Source organism: Halalkalibacter urbisdiaboli, from assembly GCF_002156385.1.
GTDB lineage: Bacteria > Bacillota > Bacilli > Bacillales > Bacillaceae_D > Halalkalibacter_A > Halalkalibacter_A urbisdiaboli.
In genome coordinates, this window is sequence record NZ_MVJM01000003.1 from 124,435 (window position 1) to 137,094 (window position 12,660).

The following is a 12,660-nucleotide window of genomic DNA, read 5'->3' on the forward strand; positions in this document are numbered from 1 at the left end:
AAGAACCATGTTGGATTAAACTAGTTTTAAGAATGAAAATTATTTACGATTTAATCATAATATATTCAATTCTATTTTTACTGGTCGGCAGTTCGTATGTTATCGACTGGAATTATTGTGTAATGATTGATTATAAAACGTATAGAACAGGTCGTTTTACGCCAGGAATTTAAATGATATAAAAAAGGATCTTGATAATGAATTTAGACTTTTCAACAGGTGACAAATTTTAATCACGTTTTAGTCGGAACTTAAATTGTTAGCAAGACCTTTTCCACTGGTAAGGGTCTTTTGGTGTATAGGTCTCCTTTTACCGACATAGGGTGAAATTTCTTCCCCCAATCCATTGATAAAGACAGCTTTAACAGCTGTCTTTTTTATTTTCATACGGTCCGATAATGTTATTTACTTAGGATTATGAAATAAGCAAAGCCGATAACAGAAATAAACAGTCTTGCACAGAGTGAAGATATCATATTTTTTTATCTTAGTGATAAAAAACTTCTGAATAATGAAAAAGGAAGATACACAACAAAATAATAAGATAATTAGAGTTTTTACCGCTTACAACCTGTTTTTTTGGCTTAATCAGGTAAATGTTCCCGTTTTCATCAATATTGAGTGATTGACACTTGGAAGTTATAATAAATTTATAAAGAATGGAGGGGATAAAAATGAAAAAACTTATTCAAGTATTTAAAGAATCCTTTATTGAGTTCTCAAGATTGTACAACAAATTATATGAATACGGTATAAAGTTACACTAAAAAGAAGCTAAGAGATAATTTATCTAGCTTCTTTTTTGTTTAATTAAAGTTGAAGTCAGTATAAAAATTTCCCTCCTGTATCCAGAACAACTTATTCCCCAAAATACCCTGTCATCAAAGGTTATTTGCTTTCCATCAGGTGATGGCGTTCTCTATATAGTTTTGGAGTAATACCCACTATTTTTTTGAAAACTTTGGTAAAGTAGCTTTGGTCGTTAAAATTTAATAACGTACATATTTCTGAAATTGGACTTTTACTGTAAGCAAGTAATTTTTTCGATTCATTAATCTTGATTTGTTGCATGTATTCACTAACAGAAACGCCAACTTCTTTTTTAAAAAGAACAGAAAGGTATTTAGGACTAATCTCAACATAATTAGCTATGTCGTTATGACTGATGTTTTGATAGAGGTGTTTAAACATATAATCTTTGCACAATGAAATTGTTTTAGAATATCGTTCACTTTTCACCTGTTGAACTCTCCCTGCAAAAGTGTAAAGCACCTCTTTTGCTACTTTTTTAACTTCACTAAGTTGATTTACCTCTTCGATTTGTTGGATAAATTTATCGTGTAAGCCAAGCGCAACTTCATCATGTACTCCCCCTTCAATTGCAGCTCTAGATGCTAAGGTAATAAGTGTTATAATATGATTTTTTATTGAACGAGTATAGCTAGACTTAGACAGAACACTTGCAATCTCTTCTTCCTTAAGACTTGGAAGGTTTTTAAGCTCGTCTTTTCTACCTTCTTTAATTATCTCCAACATCCTTTTTTCAAATAATCTATCATGAAATGTATTTGTTTGTAAGTTATCGGAAATTACAAGGTCAATCTTTTCATTATTGTCTTTATATGCTGTTAGTTCAATGTTTTTGTTTTTTACATCAACTGGGTCTAGTAAAACACCATTGAACATTTGATATACGATAATACTTATGTTAAGGAGTTTGTCAGGTTTAATGATTGGTATTGATTTATAGTATTGAATGACTTTATCTCTATGAAAGAAAGCGTTAGCATCATTTAATATTCCGGTTATTCTATCTTCAGATAAAGTATTGGTCATTGTAGGACCTATTATAAGAGTTCCAATAAAGGACTGATGATTATTGAGAACACTTATAAGAATAAACTTTTCTAAAAAAGCTGATTTTTTTATAATTGGAAATTCGTGTTGAATCGATGCATCAAAACCTAATGGGTTAAATAGGTTTTTTTTATGATTTTCATACAGTGGATTTAATGTACGGTTTCTGAGACGCTCATACATGACTTCCCCATTAGGTGAAATAAAAAAAATAGGTAAATCAAATGTCTCTGAGACGAGATAACTTATGTCTTTATTTGTTTGTATAGGAGAAATCATATAGTACCTCCTTTTATTCTTTGAAGTAATTGTATGTCATAATCTTATTTTACTAAAAAAAGTACTTAATTACCATAATGATTTATGTAATATTGTTATTATATATATCAACTATAAACAGTAAGTGGGGAGAATTGATAAAGGCTGAGGTGAAAATCAATTAAATTTACTAAAATTGGTAGAGAGATTCTATTAAAAATTAAAATAAATATAATGCTTGGATAAGTTAATGAATGAGTAAATATATTTGAAGGAAGGGTTAATAATGAGGAAATTTAACAGTGATTTTATGATAGGAGCTGCTACAGCAGCACACCAAGTAGAAGGAAATAATGTAAATAGTGATTTTTGGACTATGGAGCATGTTCCTGATTCCATGTATAAAGAGCCATCACTTGATGCTGTTGACCATTACAACAAATTTAAAAATGATATTCAATTGTTAGTAGATGCGGGTTTAAATACGTATCGGTTTTCGATTGAATGGTCACGAGTAGAGCCAACTAAAGGAAACTTTGATAAAAATGAGATAAATCATTACAGAAAGGTTTTAGATTTTTGCCACGAAAACCACGTTACTCCAATTGTAACTTTGCATCATTTTTCTTCACCTAAGTGGTTAATTTCAGAGGGTGGATGGGAAAGTGAGTCAACGATTGAGTTCTTCGGAAATTATTGTCGTTATGTGGTTTCTGAATTGGGTGATTTAATCCCATACATTTGTACAATTAATGAAGCAAATATGGGAAAACAAATAGCGAAAATCATGAAACGAATGACAGGTGTTAAAGAAAACAATGCTTCAACTGACACAGAGAACAATGTTGAAGTACAGGTGGGTCTCAATGTTGATATGAGAGCGAAAATGGAAAAATATTATAGGGCTCTGGGAGAGGCCTTTGGAATGGATCCTAGAAATATTCAGACGTTTCTCTCTCCCCGTACCGAAAATGGTGAACGAATCGTTATGGAATGCCACAAAAAAGCGAGAAATGTTATTAAGGAAGTAGCTCCATCGATTAAGGTAGGAATTACGCTTTCTCTTTATGATCATCAAGCATTACCAGGTGGGGAACAATTTGTTGAAAAAGAACAGCACGAAGATTTCCTTAATTATCTACCTTATCTCGAAGGAGATGACTTTTTAGGGGTTCAAAATTATTCACGAAAAATCCACGGGCCAGAAGGTGTTGTTAAACCAAGTAAAAACACTAGATTAACAAAAATGGGTTACGAATTTTACCCAGAGGCACTAGGAAACGTCCTTCGATTTGTTTCTAAACATTGGGATAAACCAATGATTGTTACGGAAAATGGTATTTCAACAGATTACGATGAAGAAAGAGTGGAGTTTATTGAAATAGCATTAACTGGTGTACATCAATGTTTGGAAGAAGGCATAAATGTTATTGGTTATACGTACTGGTCGTTGCTTGACAACTTTGAATGGCAGTTGGGCTATGCACAAACCTTTGGCCTTATTGCTGTTGACCGCTCCACACAAACCAGATATCCAAAAGAGAGCTTATCTTTTTTAGGGGAAATAAAGAAATCCGGTGTTTAATGCTTCAGGGAACTCTTATGCTATGAATATTTTGGATAGCGTTAACTGGTGATGATGTGGGTAAAAAGAAAGTAGCGGTTGTAATAGGTGAAGGTTCTGGGAATGGGTAAAGCAAATAGCTAAGTTTATGAAGAAGAGGGAATAAAAGTAATAGTTTTAGATATTAATAAGGAAGCTGCTGAATTAACAGTAACAACCGTAAGTGAATTCGGTATTGGGGTTTTAAAACCAGGGAGGGCAACAAACCCGCGTTTGGGACAACCAGATGAAATAGCGAAAGTAGCTTTTATTTATAAGCTTTAATTCCTATATTTCTAAGGAATTGAGGCTTATTTTGCTTATTTTTTAATTGTGAATTAGTCTAGTGAAAAGGAGTGAGAAAATGTTAAAAGAAAGCTCACAATTAGAGGGAGATAATGTTATTATTGACCACCTGCCAATTTATAAGTATCGTATCCTATTTTGGGTTGTTTTTGTGTATATATCTACAATCGTACTACAATTTTTGGAAGAAGTTATATACATTCAAGCTATTTTATTTACCATATTTATGTTCCTTCATCTAACCTTACATTGGTTTTCTGGGATGTTTCAGCACCATTATGCTTGGCTTTACTTTTTTCTACAATGTACTCTAATTTTTATTTCAGCATTTATAATGCCACAGGGTTCTCCTCCAATCTTAATCGGTTTATTACCAATATTAATTGCGCAAAGTATCCATAGATTCAATCATTCACTCAAAGTAATCTTAGTTGTGGTTTTGTTATATTTACCTTTTTCTTTTGCAATTATCGTTAATTATGGTATTGAACAATTGCCATTTTTTGTTCCGATTTTATTTTTTATTATGGCAATAGCTGTTTTTTATTCAATTCTTTATGTGAGACAAGTTACAGCCTGGAAACGAATGGAATATTATCTATCTGAATTACAGCAAGCAAATCAAAAAATTGAAGAACTCACAATTGTTAATGAAAGAAAACGTATCGCAAGGGATTTGCATGATACGTTAGCTCAGGGGCTTGCAGGGCTAATCATGAAACTAGAGGCAATTGATATCTATCTTCAGAATGAAAATAATGAACGTGCCAAAGAAATTGTCCGAAATTCTATGAATCAAGCCAGAATGACGCTTAAAGAAGCAAGGGAAGCAATTGATGATTTAAGAGCAGATTCAATTGCTGAAGTGAACTTTTCTCATGAGGTAGATAATGAGATCAAAAAATTTACGGATGCAACATCCATTGTTGTAATAAAATCATTTGATTCGTTGCCTCCTTTATCCAGCCTCATAAAACAACATGTTTTATATGTCATTAGCGAGTGTCTAATTAATATAGCTAAACATGCAAAAGCTACTGAAGCAAAGATTTCAATTTGGTCTAAAAAGGGAAATTTGTTAGTTTTAATTGAAGATAACGGTATAGGATTTGATAGTAGTAAAAAAGGTAGCCAGGTTGGACATTATGGACTTTTAGGCTTAAATGAGCGTGTTCGATTAGTAAACGGTGAAATAAACATTAACAGTGAGAAAGGAAGTGGTACAAGAGTATTTATGAAAATTCCCCTTACTTAGACTTGCATAGTGTATTAATTGAACTATGTTTTGCTAATCGTGCATAAGTTTAATATGTCCTTTTAATGGTAAAAATTAACTAACATATATATTTATGTAGGGAAAATATATCTAGAGACATAATATTTATTAGTTTAGTAGGAACAGAAGATTAGTTAGAAAGAAATATACCTACAATAAATATTACAGTTAAATTGAATTTAGCCTATAAATAGCTATGCCCAATCGTACATTTGGTATTTACCCAATTGTACGATTTTTTAATTACTTTTAGTCCGTATAATATGGATTATAGTTAAGTCAAGAAAGTGCATTAATTCAGTTAGCACTATTAAAAATGAGGAGTGTGAATAACGAGAACAGTAGAGTTAATCAAATATTGAACTAGCAGAAGATAAGAAGAATGTGACGTGGTGCACCTCTTTATTATTAGACGTGTTCATACAATAAGGGGTTCTAATTTTAAAAGCAATCAATAGGAATTTATCCTAATCAAATAAAAACAGGGGTGGTTAAAGATGCAGAATAATGAAGTGTTTGATATTACTATTATTGGAGGAGGGCCTGTTGGGATGTTTGCTTCTTTCTATGCAGGTATCAGAAAGGCAACGGTCAAAATCATCGAAAGTCTTCCTCAGCTTGGAGGGCAACTTTCTGCATTATATCCTGAAAAATACATTTACGATATTGCGGGATTTCCAAAAGTACGCGCTCAAGAACTCATTGATAATTTACAGAAGCAAATAAATCTGTTTAAAGAACAAACGGAGCTTTGTTTTGGGGAAGAAGTTCAGCAGATTGAAAAGGTTAATGGGATTTTTGTCATTCATACAGAAACAGGAATACATCTTTCAAAATCAATCATTATTACTGGAGGAAATGGTTCGTTTCAGCCTAGAACATTACCAATTGAGGTAACGAAAACTCTAGAAGCAACGAATGTGCATTACTTTATAAAAGATCTAAATCAATTTTCTAATAGAAAAGTCGTTATTTTTGGTGGAGGAGATTCAGCAGTTGACTGGGCTTTAATGTTAGAGCCAATTGCTGAAAAAGTTACACTCGTTCATCGACGCGAAAAATTCCGTGCACATGAGCATAGTGTGTCTCTTCTTGAAAAATCAAAAGTAGAGATTCTCACACCTTTTGTACCAGTTAAGTTAGAAGGTCAGAATACTTTAGAAAAAGTTATTCTTAAAAATGCAAAAGGAGATAACAAAAAAGAGATTGAGGCAGATGATGTGGTCGTAAATTATGGATTTGTCTCATCGCTTGGACCTATCAAGGGGTGGGATCTAGATATCGAGGGAAATTCGATTGTTGTAAATTCGAAACAAGAAACAAATATTGAGGGGATATACGCTGCAGGTGATATTTGTACTTATGACGGGAAAATAAAACTCATTGCAACAGGTTTTGGAGAAGCTGCCACTGCTGTAAGTAACGCAAAGGTTTACATTGAACCAACAGCAAAAGTACAACCATTGCACAGTACAAGTATCATGGAAAAGAAATGTATTTGATGTAAGAAAATATATTTTCAATAGTAAATGGATGAGAGTTTTAGTGGAACTTCTTCTATAGAACATTTTGAGAAAGGAAGGTTTATACATGGACCATTCAAATCAAATTTCACCAGAACAAGCAATACTAGGAGTGCTAAGTGGAAAGAGTGGAGATGATCCATTTCCGATATTCAAAAAAACGAGAGCAATGGGATCAGTTATACGACTACCGTTCCCAATGGGGGAATCCGAAAAACAAGCGTGGATTGTTACACATCTTGATGAGGCGATGAAAGTACTTAAAGACCAAGAGCATTTTTGTGTTGACCCTAAATCCATTGATAAAAATAGCAACATCAAGAAATCTTTAACAGGCAATACTGATTCATCGAGTTTGTTTCTATCTAGTTCCCTGAACGCTATTGATGAGCCTGATCACAAACGACTACGTACATTAGTATCCAAAGCCTTCACACCAAGATATATGGAAAGTTTACGTCCACGTGTTCAAAAAATAGCTAATGAGTTACTTGACCAGGTTCAAGATAGAGGAGAGATGGACCTTGTTAAAGATTATGCTAATCCCTTACCAATCAATGTAATTTCAGACATGATGGGTGTTCCTAAATCCGACCATGCAAAGATACATAAGTGGTCAGAAGGGATTGCCAATGGTCTTGGACTGGGAACTGTTGACCCAAAAACTGCTCAAAGCCTACAAGATTTCGGTGACTATATTAAGCAACTCGTAGTCCACAAACGGAAACAGCCTTCTGATGATTTAATCAGTCAATTAATCTTAATAGAAGAGGCAGGAGATCGTCTTGACGAAAAAGAGCTTATATCGATGTTACAGCTATTGATTTTTGCTGGACACGAGACCACTTCAACCCTGATTTCTACCGGCACGTTAATTTTACTTGACCACCCGGAACAATTAGAAAAACTTAAGAGCGACCACAGCTTAATCCCTTCAGCAGTAGAAGAGTTATTGCGATTTAACGGCCCTTCAACAACCGCTGGACCACGCTATGCACTAAAGGATCTTGAGCTTGGTGGACAACAGATTAAGAAAGGGGATATGATTTTACCTTTATTGAAATCAGCGAATCGAGATGAGCAACATTTTTCAGACTCTGAAGATTTAGATGTGACGCGCAAAATAAAACGTCATCTTGCCTTTGGGCAGGGGGTTCATATGTGCTTAGGCGCACCTCTGGCCCGTGTGGAAGGAGATATTGCATTTACCACTTTACTCAAACGCATGCCAAATCTTCAACTAAACATCCCTAGGGAGAATGTCAATTGGCATTTTAAGCTAGCCGCCCAAGGTCTCTCCACACTTCCAGTTTCTTTTTAAGGGGAAATGATATTTAATGAGTTAACTGAGGCAAGGAGCGCATTCTGTCTATCTTGCCTCTATATAATCTAATTTTTTATAAGTATTGTTTTAGTTAAAAATGGAGGTGTGAATTTTGGGACGTTTAGATAACAAAGTTGCCATTATTACAGGTGCAGCGAGTGGAATGGGCTTAGCTGCAGTAAAATTATTTGCAAAAGAGGGAGCTAAAATAGTGGCTACTGACATTGCAATGGAAAATTTAAAAGAGGAATTTTCAAATCAACAGGAGAACGTACTTACGCTGAAGTTAGATGTTACTTCTGAGAAGCAATGGAAAGATGTCAGTGAACAAGCTCAAAAAAACTATGGGAAAATAGATATATTGGTTAATAATGCTGGAGTATCAGTTCATAAAAGTTTATTAGATGAGGATTTAGAGGGATGGAATAAAGCTCTAGCTTTAAATCTTACATCTGTTTGGCTAGGTATGAAAACAGTGATTCCTTATATGCAGAAAATGAATAAAGGTTCAATAGTGAACTGTGTTTCTTTAGCAGCAATCGTTGGAGGAGCTGACAGTGGAGCTGCAGCATACAGTGCGGCTAAAGGGGGAGTTCGCAGTCTCACTAAACATGCAGCAATTAATTTTGCTGATAGTCATATTCGAGTAAATTCCGTATATCCTGGAGCGATTTTAACAGGTGCTGCAAAGAAATATGGTGTAACTTCACAAGAACAACTTGGTCAAGCATTTGTTAATACAATACCATTACCTCCGCATGCAGGGGAGGAAAATGACATTGCCTATGCTTATTTATATCTGGCCTCTGACGAATCAAAATTTGTTACAGGAGAAGAGTTAATTGTAGACGGTGGTTGGAGTTCTCAATAAATTCAAAGGACTACTCATTCGTAAAAAAATTCAAAAATACCAAGTTATTTAATTAAAAGAAATAATCGGGAGGTAAAAATGGCTTCAAAGTATACGTTTGTAAATCAGGATACATGTATTGCCTGTGGTGCGTGTGGAGCAGCTGCACCTGATATCTATGATTTTGATGATGTGGGAATTGCTTTTGTGTCCATAGATAATAATAAAGGTATATGTGAAGTACCAGAGGAATTATGGGGAGATATGGATGACGCTCTCGAGGACTGTCCGACTGATTCCGTTAGAGTATCAGATCATCCCTTTAATCAGGTTAAGTAGGGATAGGGATTTAATCTGATGCCGAAATAGGTTGTCGATGATTGGGTACTGAAAAAATTAAAATATTCTTGAAAAAATAGTAGAAAACTTATTAAGACAGCTTAATAAATTTTAGGGTAAAAAAGTAAACTGGGAATATTAAACACTGGTGTAAGTTAAGTTCTTAAAAAGGATAATCTAAAAAGGGGACTTTTCCAAGATGATTTCTGTATATTCAGTAGTCATCTTTTTTTTATACTGTTAGACAGCTAGATTAAAAAAAGAATATTAATAAGCGTGAGCGGTTATTAAATGGTAACATTAAAATTACAAGGACCATAAATACTGGAACAAGTGATAAGGTAGAAATCCACTAGGTTAGGAAGGTGAGAAGTTTGAAAAAGAATATTCTAATTGTGGATGACCATTTAGTTGTAAGGGAAGGACTCAAATTAATTTTAGAAACAAATGAATCCTTTAAAATAATAGGTGAAGCAGAAAATGGTGAGGCAGCTATTGAACTTCTAGAAAGGAATAGAGTAGATGTTATTCTATTAGACTTAAATATGCCAATTATGAGTGGATTAGAAACAATTGAACACCTAAATCACAAACAAATTGATATCCCCATCATTATCCTCACTACTTATAATGAAGATGAATTAATGGTAAAAGCGATTCAATTAGGTGCGAAAGGATATTTATTAAAAGATACGAACAGAGATGATTTATTTCGTACAATTGAGTCCGCATTAAGAGGAGATACACTAATAAAACCTGAAATTATGATGAAAATTTTAAATGTGCGAGAAAATGACCAGCAAAAGAATGCTAATGATAGAAATGAAAAGTTAATTTTAACGGAAAAGGAATTATTTATAATACGAGCTGTTTCAAAAGGGTACCGGAATAAAGAGATTGCATTTGATATGGGAATTGCCGAACGAACAGTAAAAGCACACTTAACAAACATTTATAATAAGTTGGGCGTTGATTCCAGGTCTGAGGCTGTTTCTGTTGCAATCAAGCGAGGTTATATTACTTTATAACAAAAATATATAAATATTACTGATTTACAGATGAATCCTTTGTTAATGTTTTCATAGGAAAAAGTAAATCTAAAAAAGAGTTAACGAGACCAGGAACTGAAGATTAGTTCTATAACATTTTGAAATGAATTCATAATCTTTACAAAGGACTTTTTGGTAACCCATACTCTCAGTAGTCGATTTTGGACCAACTTCTTTTACTGACTGGTAATAAAATGAAGTATAAGAGTGGTTATAACTATTAACATGTAAATAGAATCATTCTCGTATCGCTTACATATTTGATTAAAGCTACTTTCATCATCAAAAAACGTACATATGGGGTATTCTACATGTACGTTTTTGTTAATAAATTTAAACCTGTTAGACTTCTAACTTAAATTTGTTTATTTGGGTTTTTAATTCCTTAGCCACTTCTGCTAAGTTTATAGCGGATAGATTCACTTCTTCCATAGTTGCTAACTGTTCCTCTGATGAGGCTGCTATATCGGCTGTATTCAAAGAAGCCGATTGAGCAACGGAAGCCACTTCTTTAATCGATACATGAACATCTTCCATATTCGAAGACATTCTTGTGGAAAGGGCAGATAGGACCTGGATTTCTCCGTTTACATTTTCCACCGCAATTAAAATATTACCAAAGCTTCTTCCTGTATCTTCAACCAAACTTAGTCCTTCTTTAACCTGATCTAAACTAATCTTAGTCATTTTTACCGCTTTAAAAATATCATCTCGTATGAAATTTACTATACTTGAGATTTGATTTGCCGAATTCCTAGATTGTTCCGCCAATTTTCTAACCTCATTAGCTACAACAGCAAATCCTTTACCGTGCTCCCCTGCTCTCGCAGACTCAATGGAAGCATTTAACGCTAATAAGTTTGTTTGTTCAGCAATTTCAGTAATTGCATTAATAATCTCACCAATTCTTTGAGAGTTATTATCTAGTTCAATAATTAGTTGATTCGTCTCCGCAGTAGAAGAGTTGATTGTATTCATTTGTTTTGTGACTTCCTTTAACATATCATTTCCTAAATTACATTGATTTGATGCAGTGGAAGTAGCCTCTGTTAGAGAAGATGCTGTTGAGATAATTCTGTTTACTCCCTTTGATAAATCATTTATTGCTTTTTCAGTGTCTTCTACAGCGCCCCCTTGTATTTCAGATCCGCTTGCCACCTCTTGAAGAGCTGTTGTAACCTGGCTTGAAGAGGAGGAGGTTTTTTCTGCACTTGTTATTAATTGTTCAGAGGAAGCAGCAACTTGATTTGATGTATCCTTCACGTTCGCTATTAATAATCTAAGATTATGTAGCATTTTATTAAATGAAGAAGCAAGATGACCTATTTCGTCACTATTCTTCACATTGACTTCCTTTATTAATAAATTACCATTACTAATTTCATCAGCAGCAACAGCAATTTGCTTCAAAGGCTTAGAAATAATTTTACTAATATACCAAGTCATAAATAAACCGACAAAAAATGCTAAGATACTTATAGCTGTTATCACCTTATTACTAAATTGAGTCATAAATACTAAAGCACTCTGTGTATTATCTAAATCAGATTGGTGTATATCTCTAATTTGGTTCGCAAGCTCCATTGCATCAGCTATAAGAACACTACTTTGCTCAGTTACCATCGTGTAATCCTTTTCTTGAATGACAGTCATTTCTTGAGCTATTTGATATAATTGACCTTCCAATCTAATAAATTGTTCTATTTTACTTCTAGTAGCATTATCAATCCCCAATGCCAATAATTTATTAGCATGTTTATGAAACTGTTGATTCAATTCCTCTGATTTAACGTTTAAATTAGAATCTGTTTTTACAATATACTTTGTCATTGTAAGATTTAAATCAAATAAGGCATTTTCCATTTCGTTAAATTGTTTAATTTTCTCATTTGTTTCACTGTTTATTACTAAGTACTCATCGATAGAAGAGAAAGCGGAATTAGTAAAATAGGTAATTATACCCAGAGAAATCAAGGTGGTTATAAAACTACATAATAATTTTCTTCTTATATTCATTTAAGTCCTCCTGCCTTGTGATTATTTTCTAAGTTCCTTATTGGTGTATTGATAATCTTTATTCTGAAAAATATTATCTCAGTTAAATATTATATTCCGATATTCTAAGTCCTTTTTATAGTAATTTCGTATTATTTTTATTAAAGGGAGTAATAACATCACACAGGTTTGTAGTGTGATTCTACTGGTCATTACTATCACAAATAAATAAAACAAAATTGGCTGATTTAAGTTAATAAAGGCTTATAGATCTTAAATA

At 33.4% G+C, this 12,660-nt stretch carries 9 protein-coding genes; 7 read left to right on the forward strand and 2 right to left on the reverse strand.

The features are described from left to right. Positions 1 to 888: 888 nt before the first annotated feature. The gene (locus B1R93_RS15070; protein ID WP_088104798.1) at positions 889 to 2,136 is read right to left on the reverse strand and encodes a helix-turn-helix domain-containing protein; all 1,248 of its coding nucleotides are present in this window, start codon (positions 2,134 to 2,136) and stop codon (positions 889 to 891) included. A gap of 265 nt (positions 2,137 to 2,401) precedes the next feature. Between B1R93_RS15070 and B1R93_RS15075 the strand changes: the two genes are divergently transcribed. From B1R93_RS15075 to B1R93_RS15105, 7 genes are all read left to right on the forward strand, one after another. Then, positions 2,402 to 3,700 carry a glycoside hydrolase family 1 protein gene (locus tag B1R93_RS15075; RefSeq protein ID WP_088104799.1) on the forward strand — a complete coding sequence of 433 codons (1,299 nt, stop codon included), beginning with the start codon at positions 2,402 to 2,404 and terminating at the stop codon, positions 3,698 to 3,700. A gap of 382 nt (positions 3,701 to 4,082) precedes the next feature. After that, positions 4,083 to 5,279 (forward strand): sensor histidine kinase, encoded by a 1,197-nt coding sequence (locus tag B1R93_RS15080; protein WP_088104800.1) that lies wholly within the window; start codon positions 4,083 to 4,085, stop codon positions 5,277 to 5,279. Between the two features lie 518 nt (positions 5,280 to 5,797). Further along, complete coding sequence (locus B1R93_RS15085) at positions 5,798 to 6,802, forward strand: NAD(P)/FAD-dependent oxidoreductase (protein ID WP_088104801.1); 1,005 nt, start codon at positions 5,798 to 5,800, stop codon at positions 6,800 to 6,802. A gap of 88 nt (positions 6,803 to 6,890) precedes the next feature. Beyond that, complete coding sequence (locus B1R93_RS15090; protein ID WP_088104802.1) at positions 6,891 to 8,144, forward strand: cytochrome P450 family protein; 1,254 nt, start codon at positions 6,891 to 6,893, stop codon at positions 8,142 to 8,144. Between the two features lie 115 nt (positions 8,145 to 8,259). Continuing rightward, positions 8,260 to 9,018, forward strand: a complete 759-nt coding sequence (locus B1R93_RS15095; protein ID WP_088104803.1) for an SDR family NAD(P)-dependent oxidoreductase — start codon at positions 8,260 to 8,262, stop codon at positions 9,016 to 9,018. A 78-nt stretch (positions 9,019 to 9,096) separates the two neighbouring features. Continuing rightward, positions 9,097 to 9,336 (forward strand): ferredoxin, encoded by a 240-nt coding sequence (locus B1R93_RS15100; RefSeq protein WP_088104804.1) that lies wholly within the window; start codon positions 9,097 to 9,099, stop codon positions 9,334 to 9,336. A gap of 374 nt (positions 9,337 to 9,710) precedes the next feature. Continuing rightward, positions 9,711 to 10,364 (forward strand): response regulator, encoded by a 654-nt coding sequence (locus tag B1R93_RS15105; protein WP_088104805.1) that lies wholly within the window; start codon positions 9,711 to 9,713, stop codon positions 10,362 to 10,364. A gap of 363 nt (positions 10,365 to 10,727) precedes the next feature. Here the strand turns inward: B1R93_RS15105 and B1R93_RS15110 are convergent, their stop codons facing one another. Further along, a complete protein-coding gene (locus B1R93_RS15110) occupies positions 10,728 to 12,401 on the reverse strand; it encodes a methyl-accepting chemotaxis protein (RefSeq protein ID WP_088104806.1) in 1,674 nt (557 codons plus the stop codon). Positions 12,402 to 12,660: the final 259 nt, after the last annotated feature.